The 24,376-nt window shown below is 72.3% G+C and carries 15 protein-coding genes and 3 pseudogenes; 8 read left to right on the forward strand and 10 right to left on the reverse strand.

The genetic code is table 11. The features are described from left to right. Nucleotides 1-266 precede the first annotated feature (266 nt). Complete coding sequence (locus GA0070617_RS25205) at nt 267-1,520, forward strand: phosphatidylserine decarboxylase (protein ID WP_091443712.1); 1,254 nt, start codon at nt 267-269, stop codon at nt 1,518-1,520. 100 nt (nt 1,521-1,620) lie between these two features. On the opposite strand, the gene GA0070617_RS25210 is transcribed toward GA0070617_RS25205, so the two are convergent. The 3 genes from GA0070617_RS25210 to GA0070617_RS25220 all read right to left on the reverse strand — a co-directional run bounded on the left by GA0070617_RS25210 (nt 1,621) and on the right by GA0070617_RS25220 (nt 4,963). Further along, nucleotides 1,621-2,574 carry a CDP-alcohol phosphatidyltransferase family protein gene (locus GA0070617_RS25210; protein WP_091443715.1) on the reverse strand — a complete coding sequence of 318 codons (954 nt, stop codon included), beginning with the start codon at nt 2,572-2,574 and terminating at the stop codon, nt 1,621-1,623. 350 nt (nt 2,575-2,924) lie between these two features. Next, nucleotides 2,925-3,890: an NUDIX hydrolase gene (locus tag GA0070617_RS25215; protein WP_091443718.1), complete on the reverse strand. Its 966-nt coding sequence runs from the start codon at nt 3,888-3,890 to the stop codon at nt 2,925-2,927. A gap of 125 nt (nt 3,891-4,015) precedes the next feature. Further along, complete coding sequence (locus GA0070617_RS25220) at nt 4,016-4,963, reverse strand: NUDIX hydrolase (RefSeq protein ID WP_091443722.1); 948 nt, start codon at nt 4,961-4,963, stop codon at nt 4,016-4,018. 169 nt (nt 4,964-5,132) lie between these two features. Here GA0070617_RS25220 and GA0070617_RS25225 point away from each other — a divergent pair, with 169 nt between their 5' ends. Beyond that, nucleotides 5,133-5,519 carry a PspC domain-containing protein gene (locus tag GA0070617_RS25225; RefSeq protein ID WP_091447334.1) on the forward strand — a complete coding sequence of 129 codons (387 nt, stop codon included), beginning with the start codon at nt 5,133-5,135 and terminating at the stop codon, nt 5,517-5,519. A 6-nt stretch (nt 5,520-5,525) separates the two neighbouring features. Here GA0070617_RS25225 and guaA read toward each other — a convergent pair whose 3' ends face one another. Further along, nucleotides 5,526-7,082, reverse strand: a complete 1,557-nt coding sequence (gene guaA, locus GA0070617_RS25230; RefSeq protein ID WP_091443726.1) for a glutamine-hydrolyzing GMP synthase — start codon at nt 7,080-7,082, stop codon at nt 5,526-5,528. A gap of 191 nt (nt 7,083-7,273) precedes the next feature. Here guaA and GA0070617_RS25235 point away from each other — a divergent pair, with 191 nt between their 5' ends. Continuing rightward, entirely contained in the window at nt 7,274-8,386 is a 1,113-nt protein-coding gene (locus GA0070617_RS25235; RefSeq protein WP_229688560.1) for an LCP family protein, read from the forward strand. A gap of 59 nt (nt 8,387-8,445) precedes the next feature. Here the strand turns inward: GA0070617_RS25235 and GA0070617_RS25240 are convergent, their stop codons facing one another. Further along, nucleotides 8,446-9,918 (reverse strand): M1 family metallopeptidase, encoded by a 1,473-nt coding sequence (locus GA0070617_RS25240; RefSeq protein ID WP_091443734.1) that lies wholly within the window; start codon nt 9,916-9,918, stop codon nt 8,446-8,448. A gap of 572 nt (nt 9,919-10,490) precedes the next feature. Between GA0070617_RS25240 and GA0070617_RS25245 the strand changes: the two genes are divergently transcribed. Both GA0070617_RS25245 and GA0070617_RS25250 read left to right on the forward strand, forming a co-directional pair. Next, nucleotides 10,491-11,633: a sugar phosphate isomerase/epimerase family protein gene (locus GA0070617_RS25245; RefSeq protein WP_091443737.1), complete on the forward strand. Its 1,143-nt coding sequence runs from the start codon at nt 10,491-10,493 to the stop codon at nt 11,631-11,633. Between the two features lie 247 nt (nt 11,634-11,880). After that, complete coding sequence (locus GA0070617_RS25250; protein WP_091443739.1) at nt 11,881-15,165, forward strand: ThuA domain-containing protein; 3,285 nt, start codon at nt 11,881-11,883, stop codon at nt 15,163-15,165. A 98-nt stretch (nt 15,166-15,263) separates the two neighbouring features. Here GA0070617_RS25250 and GA0070617_RS25255 read toward each other — a convergent pair whose 3' ends face one another. Together GA0070617_RS25255 and guaB are read right to left on the reverse strand one after the other, a co-directional pair. Continuing rightward, nucleotides 15,264-16,382 (reverse strand): GuaB3 family IMP dehydrogenase-related protein, encoded by a 1,119-nt coding sequence (locus tag GA0070617_RS25255; RefSeq protein ID WP_091443742.1) that lies wholly within the window; start codon nt 16,380-16,382, stop codon nt 15,264-15,266. Nucleotides 16,383-16,412: 30 nt separating this feature from the next. After that, nucleotides 16,413-17,975: an IMP dehydrogenase gene (gene guaB, locus GA0070617_RS25260; RefSeq protein ID WP_091443745.1), complete on the reverse strand. Its 1,563-nt coding sequence runs from the start codon at nt 17,973-17,975 to the stop codon at nt 16,413-16,415. 197 nt (nt 17,976-18,172) lie between these two features. Between guaB and GA0070617_RS25265 the strand changes: the two genes are divergently transcribed. Beyond that, entirely contained in the window at nt 18,173-18,583 is a 411-nt protein-coding gene (locus tag GA0070617_RS25265) for a DUF5319 domain-containing protein (RefSeq protein ID WP_091443749.1), read from the forward strand. 189 nt (nt 18,584-18,772) lie between these two features. Here the strand turns inward: GA0070617_RS25265 and GA0070617_RS32485 are convergent. Continuing rightward, nucleotides 18,773-18,976 (reverse strand): annotated as a pseudogene (locus GA0070617_RS32485) (response regulator transcription factor); the annotation flags it as partial. Nucleotides 18,977-19,179: 203 nt separating this feature from the next. Next, nucleotides 19,180-19,615: pseudogene (locus GA0070617_RS32490) on the reverse strand (helix-turn-helix transcriptional regulator); the annotation flags it as partial. A 250-nt stretch (nt 19,616-19,865) separates the two neighbouring features. On the opposite strand from GA0070617_RS32490, the pseudogene GA0070617_RS25275 reads away from it, so the two are divergent. Continuing rightward, nucleotides 19,866-20,243 (forward strand): annotated as a pseudogene (locus GA0070617_RS25275) (WhiB family transcriptional regulator); the annotation flags it as partial. Nucleotides 20,244-20,563: 320 nt separating this feature from the next. After that, a complete protein-coding gene (locus tag GA0070617_RS25280; protein WP_091443765.1) occupies nt 20,564-21,883 on the forward strand; it encodes a hypothetical protein in 1,320 nt (439 codons plus the stop codon). 319 nt (nt 21,884-22,202) lie between these two features. On the opposite strand, the gene GA0070617_RS25285 is transcribed toward GA0070617_RS25280, so the two are convergent. After that, nucleotides 22,203-23,873: a molybdopterin-dependent oxidoreductase gene (locus GA0070617_RS25285; protein WP_091443769.1), complete on the reverse strand. Its 1,671-nt coding sequence runs from the start codon at nt 23,871-23,873 to the stop codon at nt 22,203-22,205. Nucleotides 23,874-24,376: the final 503 nt, after the last annotated feature.

A 24,376-nucleotide genomic window follows, 5' to 3' on the forward strand; every position in this document is an offset into this window, starting at 1 on the left:
ATCCAGTGGCGGACGGTGATCCGGTCGCGGACGGTGATCCGGTCGCGGCCGTAACCGCCGATCCGTCCACCGGGGCCCCGGACCACCGGCCGGGCCAGGACCACCGGCCGGGCCAGGACCGACCGGGTGGCTGACCACGGCGGTACTGCCGCTGTCCCGAGCCGCCTATGCTGGCCTGAGGAGATCTCGCCGCAGTCCCTCGGTGCGCGTCACCGGGCCGCACCGCCCCGATCGCCCTCCGCTACCCCGTCAGGAGCCCGTCCACGATGACCCAGTTCCCCGCCGTGCCCACCTCCGGCCGGTCCGGTCCGGTCCGTGTCGGCGAGCGAGCCGCCCGTACCCTCGTCACCGAGCTCGCCCGCCGCAACGACCCGAAGCCCGCCCTGCTGGTCGGCGCGACCCCGGGAGCCGCGGTTCTCGCCGCCGCGTTCGAGTCGCTGCTCCCCGGCGACCAGCTCACCGTCGTACCCGCCGCCACGGTCACCGGTGCCGAGCTGCGCGAGCACGTGGCGGCCCAGGGCCGCTGGGTCGCCGACCGGGTACGCGTCGTGGACACCCTCGCCGAGGCCGACGCCGCCGAGGTGGTCATCGCGGCCGAGCCGCTGACCGGCACCGCCGACGAGGCCCGCGGTGTCGTCGACAGCCTGACCAAGTACCTGGCCGACGGGGCGGTGCTCTGCCTGGCGGTGCCCGCCGGGCCGGGACGTACCGACGGTGCGGCCGACGAGCTGGACCGGCAGGGCGTCCTCTTCGGCGTCGGCGTCGACCTGGTGCTGCGCAACCCGCCGCCGGTACGGGTGTACCGGTTGCGTTTCACGCCTGCCGCGGTCGGTCAGGCCGCCCAGCTCGCCCCGGCGTACCGACCGTCGAGCGTGCCGCTGACCCGCGGCATGCACCTGGACTCCAACGGGGTGGCGGCGGCCGGGATCGCCCTCGGGTTGGCGGCGGTGGCCCGGCTGACCCGGCCGAAGTCGAAGCTGTGGCTGGTGCCGGCGCTGGCCGCCGGGCCGGTGGCCGCCTTCTTCCGGGATCCGGAGCGGGACGTGCCGGAGGATCCCACCGCCGTGGTGGCCCCCGCCGACGGCCGGGTCCTCTCGGTACAGCGGCTGCACGACGAGCGGTTCGGCCCGGGCGAGTGGCTCCGGGTCGCGGTCTTCCTGTCGGTGCTGGACGTGCACGTCAACCGTTCCCCGGTGGCCGGCAAGGTGGTCGACTACTTCGTCGCCGACGGCGGTTTCGCCAATGCCATGAAGCCGGAGGCGGAGCACAACGTCGCCGCGTACACGGTGCTTGACACCGAACGCGGCACGGTGGTGGTGGCGCAGCGTACCGGCCTGATCGCCCGTCGGATCGTGCAGCGGGCCCCGGTCGGCGCGCTGCTGGCCCGGGGTGAGCGGTTCGGGCTGATCCGGTTCGGCTCCCGGACCGACGTCTACCTGCCGGTGGAGGCCGCCGAGCCGCTGGTCGGCCCCGGCGACAAGGTGATCGGCGGATCCACGGTCGTCGCCCGCTGGCGCTGAGACCGCGAGGACGCCGAAGGGGGCACCGCTCGCGCGGTGCCCCCTTCGGCGTCAGGGTCGTCGTCGGCTCAGGCCGCCCGGCGCTGGCGCAGCCGGGTGCTCAGGCCGCCCGGCGCTGGTGCAGCCAGAGCAGCGGGCCGCTGGCCAGGTAGCCCACCACGATCAGGGCGAAGGTGAGCCGGACATCGATCAGCGCACCGGTCACCGGCACCAGCAACACCCACGGCGGCAGCTTGACCAGCCGGGCGAGCTTGGCGTACGGGAAGCTGGAGACCATCGTGAACGCCAGCACCGCCACCCCGGCCACCTGCACCACGGCCGGCACCGGCAGGCCGATCAGGACCGCGAGCGCCATGACGGCGGCGGCCATCGTGGTGGGCACCCCGCAGAAGAACCGGCCGTCCTTCGGCGAGACGTTGAACCGGGCGAGCCGGATCGCCGCGCAGGCGGCGACGAGAGCGGCGGCCACCGCGGCGGCCGGCATGGGCGCCGAGCCGGCCAGCGAGGCGTAGACCACCACGGGCGCGGCGAGACCGAAGGAGCACATGTCGGCCAGCGAGTCCATCTGAGCGCCGAACGGGCTGGCGACACCGAGCTTGCGGGCCAGCATCCCGTCGAGGCCGTCGAAGGCCACGCAGGCGATCAGGAGCGCCGCCGCGATGCGTACGTCGCCCTGCATGGCCACGAAGATGGCGGTGATGCCGAGCATCAGGCTGGCCAGGGTGCACGCGTTGACAAGCGCGAACTTCATCCGACGGCTGGTGGTGCGGGCACCGGGCAGCAGCGGGATCGAGATCGCGGGCGACTCGTCGTCGACCGGTGTGCTGGGCGCGAGGGCCGGGCTGACCGGCGCGACGGCTGTCGCCTCGGTGTCCAGCGGCGGGACGGTTGTGGTCTCGGTCCGCGGGTAGCGGCCCAGACCGTAGCGGCGACGTGACCGTTCGAGATGACGCGGCTCGGGCAGCATCAGGTCCGTGCTGCCGGACGGGTCACCGTTCTGACGACCGACCCGTACCAGCAGCACCTGTCGGGCGAACGTGCTGCTGCGGCGCAACGGGCCCGCCCAACGACGTCCTGCGGGGCGCGGACTGTCAGTCGTACGACGCCGGCGCCAGGGGGCTCTCGGCACTGTTCCTCCATCACCGGATCGGCTCACCGCCACGGGGGGCGGGTGTCCGGCTGTCTCGTGCCGGACCTTCTTCTGGCCCGGCAGCCGTTTCAGCGGAGTACACAATCGCACAGGGAACGGCGGTTGGCGATAGCTGCCGGCGGTACTTATACCTCCCGTAACCGCACGAACCGCTCAGTTCTTCCCCTGTCGGGCAACCTGCCCGGTTTTCCCGCTGGTGTCCACGGTGATCGGACCGATGTTCGCGGCAAAAAGCCCGTTTTCACCAACAACTTTCACCTGCCGACTCTACCGGAGGTGGGCCAGATCGGCCTGTCGGGTGTACGCCGGGTCCGGTGTCCCCCGATCGCCCGGCTGGCGACTCCGGTCAGCCGCAGCCCGCCCACCTGCTGCGGGGTGAACCAGGCGGCCCGGGCCGTCGAGCCGCCGGCCGCCTCGGTCACCATCGCCTCGGTCGGGGTGTCGATGATCACTCGGAAGACCACCCGGACGCCGTGCCAGTCCAGCGGCCGGCCCTCGGGACCGACCGCCGCCGGGTCGTGCAGATTGTCCACGTCCAACAGCTCCAACACCCGCCCGAACTGGCCGGTCTCCTCGACCAACTCCCTCAGCAGCGCGGTGACCGGCTGCTCGCCGTGATCGGTACCGCCACCGGGCAGGTGCCAACGGCCGGCACTCGGGTACCCCTCGGCGATCATCGTGAGCAGGATCCGTCCGGCCGGGTCGGTGACCAGCCCGTACGCCGCGAAACGCTGCCGTTGGTCGGCCACGTCCCGCCCCGCCCCGGCACTCACCGGCACCGGCGGTGGCAGTGGCACCGGCGGTGGCAGCGCGGTGACGGGCAGGCCGAGCAGGTCGGCGGTGAACGGCATCAGCGGCACCCGGCCCGCCTCGTCCGGGGTGAACCAGGCGGCCTCGGCCACCCCGCCGTCGGCATCCACGCGCAGTACGCCGGGGCCGGCCTCGGCGTCGAAGAGGATCCGGTCGACGTGGCAGGTGCGGTCCGGCAGCCGGACGAGGTCCGCGACGGCGGCCCGGGGCCCGAGCACGTGGACGGTGAGGCCGGTTTCCTCCGCGACCCTGCGGACCAGCGCGTGCGCCGGGTGCTCGGCGTGCCGCGGTCCACCACCGGGCAGCTGCCACACGCCGGGAAAGTGGCACCGGGCCGAGCCCCGGACCAGCAGCACCCGGTCACCGTCGCGTACCAGCCCGTACGCCCCGATCCGCCGAACCGACTCCATCGGTGCAACCCTCCCCGCCCGTCCCGCCCCGTCGCTCAAGAGGCTAACCAGGGTCGAGGCCGGCGTGCCGCCCGGTCCGCTCCCCGACCGGCGGGCAGGGAGGGTGGGGACGGGCGGGGAGGGGGTCAGGTGAGCTGCGCGGCCTGGACGGCCTCGGCGGTGACCTCGGTCAGGCTGGTGGTGGGCAGCGCACCCAGCTCCTCCCGGGCGAACCAGCGCGCCTCGCAGGTGGAGCCACCGACGTCGGTGACGGCGCAGGGCGCCGGCTGGTCGACCATCACCCGGTAGAAGGCGCGGACGCCGTGCCAGTCGATCGGGTAGCCCTCCGGGCCGAGTGAGGCGGCGTCCCGGTGGCTGGCGACCCCGAGCAGCTCCACGAGTCGTCCGGTCTGCCCGGTCTCCTCGACCAGCTCCCGGATCAGCGCGGCACCCGGCTGCTCGCCGTAGTCCGTGCCGCCGCCGGGCAGGTGCCAGCAACCGGCGCCGGGGTAACCGTCGGAGACCCGGGTGAGCAGCACCCGGCCCGCCGGGTCGGTGGCCACCGCGTACGCGGCGAAACGCTGCGCCCGGTGCAGCCCGTCGGGGCCGGGCACGGCGTAGAAGGAGGGGAACTCGGGGGCCTCGTCGGGCACCACGTCGGCCGAGGAGGCGGGCAGGCCCAGCGCGCGGGCGGTGAACGACCGTAGCGGGAGCAGCCGGGCCTCGTCGAGGGTCACCCAGCGGACCAGGTCGGTCGGGCGGTCCACCCGCTCGGTGAGCGTGCCGCCGCGCACCGAGACGCGGTAGATCAGCCGGTCGGTGTGGATGGTGATGCCGCGGTCGGCCAGCGCCCGCATGTCGGCCAGCACGTCGGCCAGGCCGGAGACGGCGACGGAGAGGCCGGTCTCGGCGGCGGTCTCCCGGACGACCGTGTGGTTCGGGTCCTCGCCGTGGTCGACGGCTCCACCGGGCAACGACCAGGTGCCGGGGGTGCCGGAGCGCTCCGATGCGCGGACCAGCAACACTCGGCCGAGGGAATCAGCACAAACTGCGTATGCCGCGATCCTGCGGAGCGGCTCCAGCAAGGTGGTCACGGGGGGAAATTCTCCCCGGATGGCGTTACCGCAGCGGAACAGAGTCGGATTCCTGACTCAAACCTCGGCATTGAGGATCATTCAGGGTATGGCACGTCGGGGACCACTCAGGGTCGGGATCCGGGCCTTCACCGAGGTCGGCCCGGCTGCCGGCGTGGACCGTGGAGACATGACCTCGACGCACGCACCTCAGCCCCCGTACAAGCAACTCCGACGCCCGACGACCGACCGCATGCTGGCCGGGGTGGCCAGCGGGGTCGGCCGCTACTTCGCCGTCGACCCGACGCTGATCCGAGTGGTCTTCGCCGTGGCGACCCTGCTCACCGCCGGTGTCGCGGCGCTCGCGTACCCGGTGATGTGGTTCCTGATGCCCGAGGAGCCGGCGGGCGCGCCCGCCTGGCCGCACCAGACGGGCACCGCGCCACACCCGACGGGCCCGCCGCAGTGGCCCACCCCGGGCCCGTTCGGGCAGTCACCGCACGACCCGCCGGCCGCGCCGCCGGCAGCCACCACCCCACCGTCGGCGGCTACCGCGCCGGTGCCGCCGGCCGGCTGACGGTGGTCACTCCCACTCGATGGTGCCCGGCGGCTTGCTGGTCACGTCCAGCACCACCCGGTTGACCTCGGCGACCTCGTTGGTGATCCGGGTGGAGATCTTCGCGACCACCTCGTAGGGCAGCCGGGACCAGTCGGCGGTCATCGCGTCCTCGCTGGAGACCGGGCGCAGCACCACGGGATGCCCGTAGCTGCGCCCGTCACCCTGCACCCCGACGCTGCGCACGTCGGCCAGGAGCACCACCGGGAACTGCCAGACGCCCCGGTCCAGGCCCGCGGCGGTCAGCTCCTCGCGGGCGATCAGGTCGGCCTGGCGGAGCAGGTCGAGCCGCTCCTGGTCGACCGCGCCGATGATCCGGATGGCCAGCCCGGGGCCGGGGAACGGGTGCCGCCAGACCATCGCCTCGGGCAGGCCCAGTTGCAGGCCGAGCGCGCGGACCTCGTCCTTGAAGAGCGTACGCAGCGGCTCGACCAGGGCGAACTTCAGATCCTCAGGCAGCCCGCCGACGTTGTGGTGGCTCTTGATGTTGGCGGTGCCGGTGCCGCCACCGGACTCCACCACGTCCGGGTAGAGGGTGCCCTGCACCAGGAACTCGACGTCGCCGTGCGCGGCGACCTCCCGGGCGGCGGCCTCGAAGACCCGGATGAACTCCCGGCCGATGATCTTGCGCTTCTGCTCCGGGTCGGTCACCCCGGCCAGCGCACCGAGGAACCGGTCGGCCGCGTCGACCACCTTCAGCTTGATCCCGGTGGCCGCGACGTAGTCCTTCTCCACCTGCTCGGCCTCGCCGGCACGCAGCAGCCCGTGGTCGACGAAGACGCAGGTGAGCTGGTCACCGACGGCCCGGTGGACAAGCGCGGCGGCGACCGCGGAGTCCACCCCGCCGCTGAGACCGCAGATGACCTCCTTGTCGCCGACCTGCGCCCGGATCCGGGCCACCTGCTCGTCGATGATGTTCTCCGGCGTCCAGGTGGGCTCGATGCCGGCGATGTCGTACAGGAAGCGGGTGAGCATCTCCTGGCCGTGCGCGGTGTGCCCGACCTCGGGGTGGAACTGCACCCCGGCCCGGCGACCGGCCAGGTCCTCGAAGGCCGCCACCGGCGCGCCCGCCGACTCGGCGGTCACCGTGAAGCCCGCCGGGGCCTCCGTCACGCAGTCGCCGTGACTCATCCAGACCGGCAGGTCCGCCGGCAGGTCCCGGAGCAGCACCCCGGGGTCGAGCAGCCGGGGACGCAGCGGGGTGCCGCCGTACTCCCGGTTGCCGGTCCGGGCGACCGTGCCGCCGAGCGCCTGCGCCATCGCCTGGAAGCCGTAGCAGATGCCGAAGACCGGCACGTCCGAGGTGAAGACGTCGGCGTCGATCCGCGGGGCACCGGGGGCGTAGACACTGGACGGGCCGCCGGAGAGGATGATCGCGGCCGGATCCTTGGCCAGCATCTCGGCGACCGGCATCGAGTGCGGGACGATCTCGGAGTAGACCCGCGCCTCACGTACCCGCCGCGCGATGAGCTGGGCGTACTGGGCTCCGAAGTCCACCACCAGGACAGGGCGAGGCGTGCTCATGGCGAGAAAGCCTACCCACAGCCGTTCCCCGGGTGGCGGGTGGCGTCGGATCGGGGAAACGGTGGCGTCCTGACCCTGGTTCTGCGAAAGCAGCACCCCACCGTGGCGGTTTTCGGGCGATCATGTCGGTTGGGCGCGGGGGAACCTCGACGCCGGGGGCGCTGCCGCGCCCGTACCGGAGAGGAGGCCCGGTGGCGTACCAGGTCTGGTCGTCCCACCGGCGGTGGTGGGTGGGGCTCGCGGCGTTGGCCGTGGTCGCCCTGCTCGCGGCCGGCACGGTGGTCACCGCCCGGCTGGTCGGCGGGCCCGGCGACAGCACCGCCCGGCCCACCGTCGGCCCGGGTGGTACCCCGACGCCGTCACCCACGCCCAGCCCGACGCCGCCACCGGGTGCCGACCTGACCGGGCCGTTGACGTTCCTGATCGTCGGGGTGGACACCCGGGTCAGCGTGCCCGACTGGGAACCGCACGCCGACGCCGTGCTCTTGCTGCACGTCGAGCGGGCACTCGACCGGGCGTACCTCTTCTCGCTCCCCCGCGACCTGCTGGTCGACATCCCGGCCTACCCGGTCGCCGGCTACCGGGGCGGGCGGACGAAACTCACCCACGCGATGAGCTACGGCAGCCGGGTGCCGGGCAGGCGCGAGCGACCCGACACCGCCCAGGGGTACGAGCTGCTGCGCCGGACGGTCACCGACTACACCGGGTTGCGCGTCGACGCCGGGGCGGTACTGACCTTCAACGGCTTCGACAAGCTGGTGGACTCCCTCGGCGGGGTGGACCTCTACATCGACCAGCGGACCGTCTCGCTGCACCGCAAGCCCGACGGCAAGCACCGGGATCCCGGTCCCGGCGGGTACGTCGGCCCGCAGATGGTCTACGAGAAGGGTGAGCGGCACCTCAACGGCTGGCAGGCGATCGACTACGCCCGCCAGCGGTACATCACCGGTGGCGACTACGCCCGGCAACGCCACCAGCAGCAGCTGATCCGGGCCCTGGTGACCAAGATCTACGACCAGGGCCTGGCCCGGCAGCCGGACCGGGTGGAGCAGGTGGTCGCCGCCCTCGGCGACACCCTGATCTACACCGGCGGCCCGCGGATCGTGGACGTGGCGTACGCCCTGGGTGCGCTGCCGCCCGACGCGCTGACCCTGGTCGGGCTGCCCGGCGACTCGGTCGGCAAGGGCAGCGGCTACCGGGGCGAGCAGCTCACCGACGTCGGCCGGTCGTTCCTCACCGAGCTGCGCGCCGGCCGGGTCCAGGAGTACCTCGCCGACCATCCGAAGCTGCGGGTGACCAACTGAGCCCCCGACGGTGAGCGGGGTTCCCCTCTCGACCGTAGGCGTTAAGCGGGGGCCCTTCCTTACTTCGGGGGTGGGGGGCGTTGGGTGCCGTAGAGCCAGGCGTCGAAGAGGTCGTCGAGCTGCTTGCCGGAGATCCGCTCGGCAAGCGCCACGAACTCGTCGGTGGTGGCGTTGCCGTCGCGCTTCTCCTCCGGCCAGGCCTTGAGGATCCGGAAGAAGGCGTCGTCGCCGACGGCCAGCCGCAGCGCGTGCACGGTCATCCCGCCGCGCTGGTAGACCGACTCGCTGAACAGGTTCTCCGGGCCGGGCCGGCCCGGCGGGGTGCGCCAGACCTGGGCGGACGCCCCGGCGTACCGGGCGTCGAAGGTCTGCTGCGCGCTGCGTCCGCCGTCGTGCTCCACCCAGAGCCACTCCGCGTAGGTGGCGAAGCCCTCGTTGAGCCAGATGTCGGACCACCTGGCCAGCGCCACGCTGTTGCCGAACCACTGGTGGGCCAGCTCGTGCGCGACGACCTCGGTGTTCTCGCCCCGGTTGAAGAAGCTCGCCCCGTACACCGGGCGGCTCTGTGTCTCCAGCGCGTAGCGGATCCGCTCGTCGGCGACGACCACCCCGCCGTACGCCTGCACCGGGTACGGCCCGAAGACGGTCTCCAGGTAGTCGGCGACCTCGACGGTGGCCGCGATCGACCGGTCGGCCGCGCCCTTGGGCAGCTTGGTGCTGACCGCGTGGTACACCGGGCGTCCCTTGTGTTCGCCGGTGGTCAGCCGGAATTTGCCGATCACCACCGTGCTCAGGTAGCTGGCCATCGGCACCCGCTCGGCCCACTTCCAGGTGGTCCAGCCGTCCGCGCTGGTCCTGCCCCCGGGCACGCCGTTGCTGACCGCGGTCAGCCCGTCCGGCACGGTGATCTCGAAGTCGTACGTCGCCTTGTCCGACGGGTGGTCGTTGACCGGGAACCAGGTGCTCGCCGACTCGGGCTGGCCGAGGGCGATGGCACCGTCGGAGGTGTGCAGCCAGCCACCCTCGCCGAGGACCTCGTTGTCGATCGGGGCCGGCTTGCCGTCGTAGCTGATCTCGGCGACGAAGCCGTTACCGGCGGTCAACCCGGTGGCCGGGGTGACGACCAGCTCGTTGTCGGTGCGGGAGTGCTTGGCCTCGGCACCGTCCACGGTCACCTTCCGGACCGTCAGGCCGGCCAGGTCGAGGTTGAACGCGGAGAGGTTGGCGCTGGCGGTGGCCTGCACGGTGGTGGTGCCGCTCAGCTCGTCCCGCGACGGGTCGTAGCGGACCCGCACGGTGTACTTCCCGACGTCGTACCCGCCGTTGCCGTACGTGGGGAAGTAGTCGTCGCCGGCCCCGGCGGCACCGGGTTCGAAGTCCCGCGACGCAGCCGACGAGGTGGTCGGGGCCGGTCGCTCGTCCTGCTCGGGGGCCGAGTCACAGCCGCTCAGGACGAGCGCGCCGACCAGCAGCAGGGCGCACCCGCGCTTCGCGGGTGCGTCGGGGCTGCCGTCCAGCCGTGGAACTCCCATCGAATCCTCCCCTGGCGGCACACCCGCGTCGGCGGTGACGTCGGTCCGGGTCAGCCTAGTGACCCCGGTGCCGGCTGCGGCGCGGGACCGGCCAGGCCGGGGCCGGTTTCCACCGGCAGCCGCCGGGTGCGGTGACGGAGCCGTCACGCGGCATAGTCGACGGTCCGATTCGTGGCAGTCGTCAGCATCCGTACCACCGGTGAACAGGCTTTCGTCAGGAAAGACAAAAGTTTGCTCCAATGGAGCCTTTCTTTTCGCAGCCGGCCGTGGCTATGGTCTGTCCCCAAGATGTAACGCGGACGCAACACTCTACTCGGACGCGCTACGACGACCTGGTTCACCGACCTGGTCGCCCCATCCCCCGGGGCGGCGAGCGTCCACCCGTGGCGGCGGCGTGGACCACCACCTTGTCAACCACATCGCGGACCGATGGTCCCCACCGGACACCTCCAGGGACCGGACGGCGCTCGGCGGCGCCTTCGACCTGTCCGCCGTACAGCTGCTGAACACCCCTCGACGGCTCCGGCCGTCACGGACGCTCGACGGCTCTGGCCGTCACGGAAGGTGCAGAAATGCCGGACCAGCCCGCTCACGACCCGTTCACCACAACCCCCGACGGCCGGCTCAGCCGCCGCCGGCTGCTGGCCGCCTCCGCCGGTGCCGCCGCCGCGATCGGCGCCGTCGGCCTGCCGGTCCTCGGCACCGCCGCCCCCGCCCTCGGCGCCGCCAAGGGCAGCGACCCGGACGCCGGCAGCAGCGGTCTGCGGGCCGCGCCGCTGATCCCGCCGACCAACCGGGGCATCATCCTCTACTCGGTGCGGGACCGGATCTCCGCCGCACCTGACGACAGCGGCGTGCCGTACGGCTTCGAGCGGGTCCTCGCCCGGCTGGCCGAGATCGGCTACAAGGAGATCGAGTTCGCCGGCTTCAACCAGAGCACCGAGATCCTGGGCCGGCAGATCACCCCGGCCGAGATCCGCAAGATCCTGGACGACAACGGCCTGGTCGCCAACGGCTGCCACACCTCCATCAACGCGACCAGCTTCCAGCAGCAGCTCGACATCGCCGAGACGCTGGGCATGAAGAACATCGGCACCGGCAGTGCCCCGACCAACAGCGCCTACAAGGCCGACTGGGACGCCGCCGCCGACGTCTGGAACGAGCTGGGCCGCCAGGCCAAGGCCCGAGGCATGCGGCTGTACACGCACAACCACGACGCGGAGTACAGCTTCCTGCTCGACGCCGGCCCCCGGGACTCCTCGGGCCGCCAGACCCGGTCCTCCGGCATCCGCCGGCTGGAGTACTTCTTCGGCCAGACCGACCCGCGCTACGTCTTCTTCGAGCTGGACATCTACTGGGCCTACGTGGCCCGGTTCAAGCACACCAAGTTCATCAACGCGAACGGGGTGGAGAAGACCAGCCTCTTCGACCCGATCCTCAACGTGGCCGACCGGACCAAGCGGTTCCCGCTGTTCCACGCCAAGGACGGCGACCGCCGTACCGACCTGGCCAACGGGTACGAGATGACGCCGCTCGGCGACGGCGACATCAACTTCCAGCAGTTCTTCCAGACCATCGGCGAGCGGCACTTCCACCACGCCAACTGGGAGATGGACACCGCCCCGGGCGGTACCGAGAACCGGGGTCAGTCGCTGGACTTCGCGGCCAAGAGCTACGAGAACATGGCCGACCTGAGCATCTACCTGCAGAAGTGACGTCCCGGCGGGGGTCGGCGCACGCCGGCCCCCGCCCGGGTGACCGGTCGGCCCAGCCACCGGTACGGATCCGCGCCGTCGGCGGCACGCGTGGGTCCTGTCCCGTGCCGCACGGCGGCGGCACCGAACCACACCCCGTGCCGCACGGCGGCGGCACCGAACCCCATCCGAGGTTCACCCCTCTCGCACCCGCGCCACCGGCGGTATCGCCGGTGATCCCGCGCGCCTGCCGACCCCCGGAGGAACCATGAAACACACGACCGGCCGACGATGGCTCGCCATCGCCGCTGGGTTCATGCTCACCGCCTCACTCGTCCCGCCCAACGCCGCCGCCGCCAACCCGGAGGCCGCCACGCCGCCGGAGGACATGGTCGCCGCCGAGAACGGCCCGGCCGCGCTCCGCTCCGACGTCCGGCAGCCGGCAGAGGACTTCCAGGTCCTGGTCTTCACCAAGACCGCCGGTGAGCGTCGCGCGTCCATCAAGGACGGCTCGCTCCTGCTGCGCAACCTGGGCAAGAACAACGGCTTCACCACCACGGTGAGCGAGGACGCCGCCCTCTTCACCACCGAGGAGCTGAACAAGTACCGCGCGGTGGTCTTCCTCAACACCACCGGTGACATCCTGAACTCCACGCAGGAAGCGGCGTTCGAGGAGTACATCAAGACCGGTGGTGGCTTCGTCGGCGTACACGCCGCCGCCGAGACCGAGCCTGACTGGGAGTTCTACCAGAACCTCGTCGGGGCCAAGGCCACCGGCGCGTCGGCGGTCGCCGAGGCGCTGATCGACGTCGACGACCGGGCGCACCCGGCCACCGAGACGCTCCCGCGCCAGCTCCAGCACACCGACCGGTGGTACAACTTCTCCGCCAACGTCCGGGGCAAGGCACACGTGCTGGCCACCGTCGACGAGAAGAGCTACACCGGTGGCTCGATGGGCTTCGACCACCCGATCACCTGGTGCCAGGACTACCAGGGCGGACGCTCGTTCTACACCGGGCTCGGCCACACCCCCGAGACCTACCGGTACAACCCGTTCCGCAAGCAGATCCTCGGCGGCATCCGCTGGGCCGCCGGCGTGGTCGAGGGCGACTGCGGTGCCACCGTGTACGGCAACTACGAGAAGGTCGTCCTCAACGACCAGCCCGGCGAGCCGATGAACCTGTCGGTGCTGCCCGACGGCCGGGTGCTGCACAGCACCCGTGGCGGTGAGGTCCGGCTCTACGACCCGGCCACCGGCGCCAGCCCGGTGATCACCACCATCCCGGTGTACACCCACGACGAGGACGGTCTCCAGTACGTCACCATCGGTCCGGACTTCGCCAAGGACAAGTGGGTCTACATCTACTACGCGCCCAAGATCCCGGGCACGAACGAGGGCACCGCGCCGGCCACCTCCGACGATCCGACGACCTGGGACCCGTACAAGGGCTACAACCAGCTCTCCCGGGTCAAGTGGGTGGAGGACCCGACCCCGCGCCTCGACCTGACCACCGAGCAGCAGATCCTGCGGGTGGACACCGACCGGGGCGCCTGCTGCCACGTCGCCGGTGAGATCAAGTTCGACGGCAAGGGCCTGCTGTACCTGGTCACCGGTGACGACACCAACGCCAGCGGATCGGACCAGTACTCCCCGATCCTGGAGATGCCCACCCAGGGCCCGGCGTACGACGCCCAGCGCTCCTCGGCCAACACCAACGACCTGCGCGGCAAGGTCATCCGGATCAAGATGAAGGACGACGGGACGTACAGCATCCCGCGCGGCAACCTCTTCCCGCCGGGCACCGAGAAGACCCGCCCGGAGATCTTCCTGATGGGTCTGCGCAACCCGTTCCGGTTCGACGTCTCCGCCGAGGGCTTCCTGTACATCGGCGACTACTCCCCGGACGCCCGGCTCCCCAACCCGGACCGTGGCCCGGAGGGCACCGGCCGGTGGATCGCCACCAACAAGGCGGGCAACTACGGCTGGCCGTACTGCAACAGCCCGGACCTGCCGTACATCGACTTCGACTTCGCCACCCGTACCCCCAAGGGCGCCTTCGACTGCGCCGCGCCGATCAACGACTCGCCGCGCAACACGGGTCTGCGGGAGCTGCCGAAGGTCGAGCCGGTGCAGTTCTGGTACACCTTCAACGCCACCACCCCGTGCCCCGAGGCGTACCTGCAGACCCCGGCCCAGGCCTGTGACTTCAAGTGGCCGGTGATCGGCACCGGCGGCGTCGGCCCGATGGGCGGGCCGATCTACTCCTACGACAAGGACCTGGAGTCCGAGGTCAAGTTCCCCGAGTACTACGACAACGCCGTGGTCTTCGGTGAGTTCACCCGCGACAAGATCTACATGATGCGGACCAACGGCCGGGACCGGCTGTTCGACGTGGAGGAGTTCCTCCCGGGCGTCGTCTTCGACAACCCGATGGACATGGAGTTCGGTCCGGACGGCTCGCTCTACGTCCTGGAGTACGGCGACGGCTTCTTCCGGGCCAACCCGGACGCCGCGCTCTCGGTGGTCCGGTACGTCAAGGGCACCCGGGCCCCGGTGGCCGATCTCGAGGCCAGCCCGACCTCGGGTCAGGCCCCGCTGACGGTGAACTTCGACGCGACCGAGAGCTACGACCCGGACCCGGGTGAGTCGATCTCCTACGCCTGGGACTTCACCAGCGACGGCACTGTCGACTCGGCCGACCCGGTCACCTCGTTCACCTACACCCAGAACGGCACCTACACGGCCCGCCTGACGGTGACCGACTCCAGCGGCAAGACCGCGGTGCTGACCCGGCAGATCACGGTCGGCAACACCGCGCCCACGGTGACGGTCACCTCGCCGGTGTCGGGCAGCTTCTTCTCCTGGGGTGACGACATCCCGTTCGTGGTCACCGTCACCGACCCGGAGGACGGCGAGATCGACTGCAGCCGGGTCACCGTCACCTTCGTCCTCGGCCACGACGACCACGGCCACCCGGACGGCTCCACCACCGGCTGCACCGGCACCATCCCCAGCCCGGCCGACGGCGCCGACCACGCCGGTGGTTACCTGTACGGCGGAATCAGCGCCTCCTACACCGACCTCGGTGGCGGCGGCCAGGGCGCGTTGACCGAGGTGGGTCAGGCGATCGTCCAGACCAACCGTCAGCAGGCCGAGTTCGCCCAGATCAAGCAGGGCGTCACGCTGGCCAACACCAACGACACCGGTGGTGGGCAGCACGTCAACGGGATCGACCCGGGCGACCACATCGCCTTCCGGCCGATCAACCTGGGTGACGTCAACTCCGTGACGCTGCGCCACTCCGGTGGCTCGGCCGCCACCGCCGGCCAGCCCCGGGCCGCGGTGGAGCTGCGGCTCGACGCGCCGGACGGGCCGCTGGTCGGCTCGGCGACGCTGAACGCGACGGCGGGTAACAACGCGTTCGTCGAGACCAACGTCGCGGTGGACCAGCCGACCGGATCGCACACGCTGTACCTGGTCTTCCGCAGTGTCGAGGGCGGACCGACCAGTGCCCTGTTCAACCTGAACTGGGTCAACTTCAACGAGGGCTGATCCTCCTGAGGTAAGCCGCAAAGAGCCGGCCCCGCCGAAAGGCGGGGCCGGCTCCTTCGTGTCGCGGTCCGCCCGGCCGACGCCCGGCGGACCTGCGGTCAGCGGTCCAGGACCAGGCTGACCTTCTGGAACTCCTTCAGGTCGCGGTAGCCGCACTTGGCCATCGCCCGCCGGACCGCGCCGAAGAGGTTGAGCTGGCCGTCCGGCTCGTCGGCCGGGCCGAAGAGCACCCGCTCCATCTCCCCGAGCGGCTCACCGGCCACCTCGAACGCACCCCGGGGCAGCGACGGGTGGCTGGCCGCCGAGTGCCACCAGGCACCACCGGCCGGGGCCTCCGCGCAGAGCGACAACGGCTCACCGAGCATCACGGCGTCGGCGCCGCAGCCGAGCGCCTTGGCGATGTCGCCGGAGGTCCGCAGGTCACCGTCGGCGATCAGGTGGACGTACCGACCACCGGTCTCGTCGAGGTAGTCCCGGCGGGCCGCCGCCGCGTCGGCGATCGCGGTGGCCATCGGCACCCGGATGCCGAGCACCGACTCGGTGGTGGACCACTCGTCGCCGCCGATGCCGATGATCACCCCGGCCGCGCCGGTCCGCATCAGGTGCAGCGCGGTCTTGTAGTCGGTGCAGCCGCCGACGATGACCGGCAGGTCCAGGTCGGCGATGAACTCCTTGAGGTTCAGCGGCTCGTCGGTGGTGGAGACGTGCTCGGCGGAGACCAGGGTGCCCTGGATGACCAGGATGTCCACGCCGGCGTCCAGGATCACCGGGGCCAGGGCCAGGGTGTGCTGCGGGGAGACCCGGACGGCGACCGTACCGCCACCGGCCCGCAGCTCGCGGACCCGCTCGGCGATCAGGTCGGGGCGGATCGGCTCGGCGTAGACCTCCTGGAGGCGCTTGGTGGCGCGGGCCTCCTCGTCGAGGCCGGCCAGCTCCTCCAGCACCTTGGTCGGGTTCTCGTACCGGGTCCAGAGCCCTTCGACGTTGAGTACGCCGAGCCCGCCGAGCTGGCCGAGCCGGACCGCCGAGGCCGGGCTCATCGTCGCGTCCGAGGGGTGCCCGACACAGGGGATGCCGAACGGGTACGCGTCGAGCTGCCAGGCGGTGGAGACGTCGTCGACGTCCCTGGTACGCCGGCTCGGCACGATGGCGATGTCGTCCAGGTGGTAACCGCGCTGCGCGGTCTTGCCCAGCCCGATCTCGACCACGTCACGCATGGGGACTCCAGGTGGTTGGGGGTGGTGGGGTCAGCGGGTGTGGTAGTTGGGCGCCTCGACGGTCATCTGGATGTCGTGCGGGTGGCTCTCCTTGAGCCCGGCCGCGGTGATCCGGATGAGCTGGCCCCGGGTGTGCAGGTCGGGAAGGTTCTCCGCGCCGGCGTACCCCATGGCGAGCCGCAGCCCGCCGATGAGCTGGTGGGCCACCCGGGACAGCGGTCCCCGGTAGGGCACCTGGCCCTCCACGCCCTCCGGGACCAGCTTGTCGTCGCTGAGCACGTCCTGCTGGAAGTAGCGGTCCTTCGAGTAGGACTTGGCCTGGCCCCGGGACTGCATCGCGCCGAGCGAGCCCATCCCCCGGTACGCCTTGTACTGCTTGCCGTTGACGAAGATCAGCTCGCCGGGGCTCTCCTCGCAGCCGGCCAGCAGGCTGCCGAGCATCACCGTGTCCGCCCCGGCCACCAGGGCCTTGGCGATGTCGCCGGAGTACTGGATGCCGCCGTCGGCGATGACCGGCACGCCGGCCGGGCGGGCGGCGCGGGCCGCCTCCATGATCGCGGTGATCTGCGGCACGCCGACCCCGGCGACGATCCGGGTGGTGCAGATGGCCCCCGGGCCGACACCTACCTTCACCCCGTCGGCCCCCGCGTCGACCAGGGCCTTGGCCCCGGCGTAGGTGGCCACGTTGCCGCCGACGATGTCGATCGTGACGTCCTTCTTGAGCTGGCGGACCATCTCCAGCACCGCCCGCTGGTGGCCGTGCGCGGTGTCCACGATGAGCACGTCCACGCCCGCGTCGACCAGGGCCCGGGCCCGCTTGTACGCGTCCTCGCCGACCCCGATCGCGGCGGCGACCCGCAGCCGGCCGGCGTCGTCCTTGCTGGCCTCCGGGTACTGCTCGCTCTTGGTGAAGTCCTTGACCGTGATCAGCCCGCGCAGCCGACCCGAGTCGTCGACGATCGGCAGCTTCTCCACCTTGTGCTGGCGCAGCAGGGCCAGCGCCTCGTCCTTGCTCACCCCGACCGGGGCGGTGACCAGCGGCGTCCGGGTCATGATCTGGTGGACCGGGGTGGCCGGCTCGGAGACGAACCGCATGTCGCGGTTGGTGACGATGCCGACCAGCTGCCCCTCACCGTCGACCACCGGCACACCGGAGATGCGGTACCGCCCGCAGAGCTGGTCGACCTCGGCCAGCGTGTCGTCGGGGCTGGCCGTCACCGGGTTGGTGATCATGCCGGACTCGGAGCGCTTGACCAGGTCGACCTGGAGCGCCTGGTCCTCCAGGGAAAGGTTGCGGTGCAGCACGCCGATGCCGCCCTGCCGGGCCATCGCGATGGCCATCCGCGCCTCGGTGACCGTGTCCATCGCGCTGGACAGCAGCGGCACGGTGAGCCGCACGTTGCGGGTGAGCCGGGTGACCGTGTTGACCCGGCTGGGCACCACGTCCGACTCGCCCGGCTGCAACAACACGTCGTCGAAGGTCAGCCCGAGCGGCACCACCCGCGCCGACCCGGCGGGCAGCTCCGGAAGATGGCCGCCCAGCTCGCCTCGATCGGCGTCGGCCGGAAGATCGGTGCTGGGCGAATTCTCCACGATTGCTCCCCTGAGCTGCTCGAACGGGCTTCAGCGAGGTGGCGCGCGGGCGGTACGGGCCCGCAGCGGCGGCGACACGTCGGTTCATCGTACCCAGTGACCTGCGGGCCCCGGGCCGGCGGCGGGGTGCCGGCACTCCACGTCGCCGTACCTGCCCGGGGAGAGCATCGAGCCGAGGTTGGGTCTACGGTGAGGAGGTGCACGAGGAGCCCATCGACCCGTTCAACGGCGACCCGGCCGATCCCGCTGCCGGGCTGCACGATCCGGGCGACGACGCCCCGCTCGACCCGCTGACCGAGGTCGAGCGGCAGGACGTGCTGGAGGACCTGGCCGACCTGGAGATCTACCAGGCGCTGCTGGCGCCGATCGGGGTCCGTGGGCTGGTCATCGAGTGCGAGGACTGCCGCGAGCCGCACTACTTCGACTGGGACCTGCTCCGGGGCAACCTGCGGCACCTGCTCAGCTCGGGCCGGCCCCGGGTGCACGAGCCGGCGTTCGACCCCGACCCGGACCACTACGTCACCTGGGACTACGCCCGGGGCTACGCCGACGGCGTGCACGACACGTTGACCGAGGGCACCGACGACGAGCCGGAGAGCACCGACTGATCCGTCCCGGCCCGGCCGACGGTGAGCTGAGCCGCCCTCGCGGGCTGTGGGGCTGAGCCGCCCCGGCCGACCGTGGGCTGACAGCGCCCCCCGGTTGACAGTGTCCGCCGGGTGACGGGTGTCCGCCGGGTGACGGGTGTCCGCCGGGTGACGGGTGTCCGCCGGTTGACGGGCGCGGCCGTTGTCGGGTCAGGCGACCAGGCCGGCACGGAAGCCGGCGGCCACCGCATGGGCCCGGTCCCGGGCACCCAGCTTGCGGAACAGCCGGCGGGCGTGGGTCTTCACGGTGTCCTCGGAGACGAACAGCTCCCGGCCGATCTCGGCGTTGCTCTTGCCCTCGGCCATGCCGAAGAGCACCTGCAGCTCCCGCTCGGTGAGCCCCACCGGGTTCCGGGCCGTCCGCCCCGTCGACCCGGGCCGCTGCCGGCTTGGCGTCGCCTCCCCCTGGGTGCCCTCCTCGGCGGCCTCGCCCTCGTCGTCCCCCCGCTGCACGGGTACCACGCCGGGGCTGCCGGCCGGGTTCTCACCCGGCCTCGACTGGGTAGGCCCGGTGCCGGCAGCCGGCGGCGGCGCGGCCGTCGGGCCCCGGCCGTCGACCCGGGTCGAGCCGCCGACGGTCGCGGTGTCCCGGACCGGATCGGTCACCCGGCTACGGGTCGCCCGACCAGGTACGGAGAGCAGCAGCAACGCCTTGGTCACCGCGCTGGTCAGATCGTGGTCGGTGCCCTGGATCAGGCCCCGGGCTCCGGCGCTGATGGTGGCCGCCGCCGCCTCCGCCTCCTCGGCACCGAGCAGCAGCACGGCGGCCTGCGGGGCACGGGCGAGCACCCGGCGGACGAAGCCGGCGCTGTCCGGTCGGGTAAGCGCCGTGTCGGCCAACACCACGTCCGCCGGCCGCTCGGCGAGCCGCAGCATCGCCTCGGAATCGGAGACGGCGGTCCGGACGATCGAGGTCAGGCCGAGACGCGCCGCGGCGGCGATCAGATGCTGGGCGGCGAGCGGTGTCCGAACGCACACGAGAACGGTACGCACTGTGTCTCCTCTCCGCACACGAGCAGACCATGGCGGGGTCGCCTCGGGAGGAGGTTCCCGGCAATCCTCCCAACTTTTCGGACTTATCGGTCATATGCCGCAAGTCGTTTCGGGTTTTCGATCACAGACGTGTGAGTGGTGAGTCATTCGGGTACCGGTGGTGTCAAGCCGGGGACGGTGCGCCAGCGCGGCCCGCCGCCCGGGGCCCGGCAGAAGGAACGCGCGGTGCCGCGCGGAAGGAGGGGTGCTGATGTCCAACGTACGTAGACTGCCCGGACCCATCGTCGATCTGTGGGACTGGCAGCGACTCGGCTCCTGCCGAGGACGGGACAGCGCCCAGTTCTTCCACCCCGACGGTGAACGTGGCTCGTCCCGCCTGCGGCGCGAGTCCGGTGCCAAGTCGGTCTGCCGGGCCTGCCCGGTCCGCGCCGAGTGCGCCGCGCACGCCCTGTCGGTGCGCGAGCCGTACGGCGTCTGGGGCGGGTTCAGCGAGTCCGAGCGGCTGCGCCTGCTCGCGATGGGCTGGGAGGACCTGGCCGACCGCCGGCACGCGCGGGTCGACGTCGCCCGGCTGGAGGCCCGCCTCGGCAGCGCCCACAAGTCGACCGTGCCGGCCCAGGCCACGCTGCCCGGCCAGTCCTCGCTCGCCAACGCGGCACCGCTGCCGGGCCCGACCCCACTGCCCAACCAGGCCACGCTGCCCAACCAGGCCAACCTGTCAGGCCAGGCCACCGTGCCCAGCCAGCGCAGCGTCGCCTGACCGACCACCCACCCGCCCCACCTGTAAGGAAGGGCACCTTGTTAACGCCTTCGGTAGAGAAGGGAACCCCTCTCACCGCAGGCCGTTAACAAGGGGCCCTTCCTTGCGTCCAGGGTTGCCGGCGCTGGACTCGGTCCGAACCCACCCCGCCCGTCCGGTGGCGGGTGACGCCTGCCAGGATCCGGCGGATGCGGATCGACATCGCGGCACCAGACCTGCTCTGGGCACGTTGGGGCGCGCTCGCCGCCGCCCTGACCGCCCTCGGCCACCCCGATGTGTACTGGTGTGACGCCGACGGCGCCCACCATGACGACCACGGCGGCAACTGGGCCCGGTTGGTGCTCGTCGAGGGTGGCCGGGCGGTCCTCTTCGGCTACGACCACGAGTACAGCGACACCGCCGGCCTGAGTCCACCCCTGGACCTGCTCGCCGGGGCGCCCGGCTGGCTGCCCTGGCCGGAGCTGGTCCGGCACGCCGCCGACGACCAGCTCGGCTACGTCTACTGGTACGACGGCGGCCACTGGTCCCGGGTGCCGTACCCCGAGTCGCAGGTGGCCGACGGCCTGCCGGAGACCGCCGGTGCCGTCCTCGACGATGCCCGCGCCCGGCAGGAACTGGGCGAAGTGGTCTTCTCCTGGGGCGGTCACCAGCCGGCGGACCTCCCGACGGAGCGGGCCGAGGTGGCGGTGGCGGCCGGTCGCCTGCTCGACGCCGCTGCCGGCGGCGTACTCGACGGGGTGGTGCTGGCCGGGCTACTCGGCCGGATCGATCCGACCGGCCCGGCTGACGGCGGACCTGGGGCGACCGGCCCGGCCGACAGCGGACCTGGGGCGACCAGCCCGGCCGACAGCGGACCTGGGGCGACCGGCGGGGTTGACCTGGCCGCCGGTCTCGCGGTGGCCGCCCGCGCCGGGCTCCGGGCGGACGGTGTCCGGCCGGTGGTGCCGGCGGCGGCCGGGCCTCCACCCCGGCGGATCCGGCGGCTCAGCGAGGACCAGCACGACCGCCTGGTATGGACGGCGATGCGGCAGGCCGAGGAGACCCCCCGCCCGGTCCCCGCGCCCACCCCGGAGCTGACCGCGCTGATCGAATGGGCCCGCGATCGCGCCCCGTCCACGCTGTCCTTCCAGGTCACCGACACCTCACTGAGCCAGCACCGGGACGGGGCGACACCCGCTGGCCGGCCCGGCGACGACGACTGGGCGGCCTTCCGAAAGGCCGGTGACCTGGTCCGTCGGCTCCGGCAGGCCGAGGCCGACCCGGCGTACGGCTGCTGGATCTTCCTCCGCGTCGCCGCCAGCGCCGACGGGGTCACCGTGACCCGGTGCTACGACTCGTGGCCCCGCTGGATCCCGCACGAGGACCGGGGCGGGCCCTGGCGCAGCCACCTGCGACCCGAGGTGGAGCGTCGGGCGGCGGCCTACCGACCGGCCTGGTCGGTGCTGCTGGATCCGGAGGTCGCCTACCTCGGCCCGCCGCCGCCCTTCGACACACTCCCCGTCGACTGAACCGGCCAGCCGCCCCGCTACTCGGCCGGGCTTGTCGGCCGGCCTGGTTCGGCGGCCTGGTTCGTCGGCCTGGCCCATCGGCCTGGCCCGTCGGCCTGGCCCGTCGGCCTGGCCCGTCGGCCTGGCCCGTCGGCCTGGCCCGTCGGCCTGGCCCGTCGCTTGGTCCGGCGGCCCGGCCCGGCGCTTGGTCCGTCCGCGTCGGTTGGTCCGTCGGTTGGTCAGCGCCCGCCGGCTGGCCTGGCCGGTTGGCCTGCCCGTCGCTCGGACCGTCCGCGTCGGCTGGTCCCTCGGATGGTTCGTCGGCTGGTCCGTCGGATGGTCAGCGGACGGTCACCCGGACCGTGTGCCAGCCGGTGGCCCCGTCCGGGGCGACCGGCCGGCGACGCTCGGTCTGGGTCTCCCCGGCGCTGTCGGTGGCCCGTACCTGCAGGGTGTGCTCGCCCACGGTGGCCGTCCAGCGCCACGACCACTGCACCCAGGTGTCCACCGACACGGCCGGGGCCAGCTCCGCCTCCTGCCACTGACCCTCGTCGAGGCGTACCTCCACCCGGCTGATGCCCCGGTGCTGCGCCCAGGCCACCCCCGCCACCGTCACCTGTCCGGCGGTAAGCCGGTTGCGCGGGCGGGGCGTGTCGATGCGCGACTGGGTCTTCACCGGCCCCTGCGCCGACCAGCCCCGCGGCACCCAGTACGCGTCGAAGTCGGCGAAACTGGTCAGCTCCAGCTCGGTGACCCACTTGCAGGCCGAGACGTAGCCGTACAGGCCCGGCACCACCATCCGGACCGGAAAGCCGTGCTCGACCGGCAACGGCTCGCCGTTCATCCCCACCGCCAGCAGCGCGTCCCGCCCGTCGCGTAGCACCGCGGTCGGGGTGCCGCAGGTCCATCCGTCGACCGAGCGCCCCACCACCTGGTCCGCACCCTGCTCCGGTTGCGCCTCGTCGAGCAGCTCCCGGATCGGCACCCCGAGCCACCGGGCGTTGCCGACCAGGTCCCCACCCACCTCGTTGGAGACGCAGGCCAGGGTGACGTACCGCTCGACCATCGGTCGGGCCAGCAACTCGGCGAAGCTCAACTCGATCGGGTTGCGGACCCGGCCGTGGATACGCAGCCGCCAGGTGTCCGGGTCGACCTGCGGCACCACCAGCGCGGTGTCGATCCGGTAGAACCCGATGTTCGGCGTGACGTAGGGGGCGAGTTGCGGCACCGACAGGTCCGCTCCCGCCGGTACCGCCGGCGCGGGCCCCACCGGCGCCGGTAGCACCACCGCCGCCCGGGCCTCCGACACCCCCCGCTGGCCGGCCAGCCACCGCCCGGCGAGCCCACCGACGGTCGCCGTGCCGATCAGCCAGCCCGCCCCGGTCAGGAAACGCCGCCGCCCCTCCACCGACATTCCCGCCGGGGCGGCCGGGGTCGCCGCGTCCGGTGGGGGTGCTGTCGCCGGTGACGAGGTCATCGCCGGTGGAGGTGTCGCCGTCGGTGACGATGTCGCCGCAGGTGGAGGTGCTGTCGCCGGTGGGGGTGCTGTCGCCGGTGGGGACCAGGGCCAGGGGTCGGGTTGCAGCGGGCCGGCGATCAGCAGCCAGAGCGCCAGCGCGCCGAGCCCGCCGCCGAGCAACGACGGCAGCGCGTCGGCCGGGCCCGCACCGGCCCGGGCCACCGCCGCGCCCACGCCGAGGGCGGCGAACACCCCGATGCCGGCGAGGCCGGCCACCAACCACCGGACCGCCAACACCCCGATCAGCGCGGCGAAGACGCCGAGCAACAGCGCCGTCCCCACCAACAGAGCGATCTTGTCGTACGTGCCGAAGAGCGCGATGCCGAACTGTTTCGCCGGCTCAGGGACGTGGTCCACCACCAGGCCCCCGACCGCGACCAGCGGAGCCGACCGGGGACCGGTGACCACCGCCACCAGTTCCGCCGAGCCGATCGCCACGACGGCGGCGGTGATCCCGGCCAGGGCCGCGTACCCGCGGGAGATGACAGTCACCCGACCGAGTCTGACCCACACTCCGCCGAGCGTCGACTCCCCGGAACGGCCGGTGATGACCCGCTCGCCCCGGTCACCGCGCCCCTGGTCCGCAACCGACCAGATTCTGGCCCATCCGAGAGCTGGACCAGGCAGCGGCGACCCGGCCCGGTGAGAGCCGCCCTGATCCGTCGAACGCCCCGACCCCCGCCGTCGTTTCGCGGCTGAGGCGCGTTGCTGTCTCCGTACCCGACCGGCTTGGAGATCTTGGACACTTACCGTTCTATTTGGACGGTAAGTGTCCAAGATTCACCTCGGGGCCCGCTTCGGGCGGTGACGAGGGTACGTGCGTCGGTGGGGTGGCCGGGCAATAGAGCGGTTCTGCACTGATTTGCCCCTTTTTTTACGCTTATGGGGTCTCTGCGCAACAAGAGTGACCTGGAAGAAGCCGGCCGCTGGAGGGGCACTTTGCTTCCAAGATCTTTGCACCGCCCGCCCGCGGTGCAAGGAAGGGCCCCTTCCTA

It is taken from the genome of Micromonospora yangpuensis, assembly GCF_900091615.1.
Taxonomy (GTDB): Bacteria; Actinomycetota; Actinomycetes; order Mycobacteriales; family Micromonosporaceae; genus Micromonospora; species Micromonospora yangpuensis.

Bases quoted from the DNA above. Each gene is read 5' to 3' on its own strand.
- GA0070617_RS25205 (WP_091443712.1), top strand. From the start codon at position 267: ATGACCCAGTTCCCCGCCGTGCCCACCTCCGGCCGGTCCGGTCCGGTC.
- GA0070617_RS25215 (WP_091443718.1), bottom strand. From the start codon at position 3,890: ATGGAGTCGGTTCGGCGGATCGGGGCGTACGGGCTGGTACGCGACGGT.
- GA0070617_RS25225 (WP_091447334.1), top strand. From the start codon at position 5,133: ATGACCTCGACGCACGCACCTCAGCCCCCGTACAAGCAACTCCGACGC.
- guaA (WP_091443726.1), bottom strand. From the start codon at position 7,082: ATGAGCACGCCTCGCCCTGTCCTGGTGGTGGACTTCGGAGCCCAGTAC.
- GA0070617_RS25240 (WP_091443734.1), bottom strand. From the start codon at position 9,918: ATGGGAGTTCCACGGCTGGACGGCAGCCCCGACGCACCCGCGAAGCGC.
- GA0070617_RS25245 (WP_091443737.1), top strand. From the start codon at position 10,491: ATGCCGGACCAGCCCGCTCACGACCCGTTCACCACAACCCCCGACGGC.
- GA0070617_RS25250 (WP_091443739.1), top strand. From the start codon at position 11,881: ATGAAACACACGACCGGCCGACGATGGCTCGCCATCGCCGCTGGGTTC.
- GA0070617_RS25255 (WP_091443742.1), bottom strand. From the start codon at position 16,382: ATGCGTGACGTGGTCGAGATCGGGCTGGGCAAGACCGCGCAGCGCGGT.
- GA0070617_RS25280 (WP_091443765.1), top strand. From the start codon at position 20,564: ATGCGGATCGACATCGCGGCACCAGACCTGCTCTGGGCACGTTGGGGC.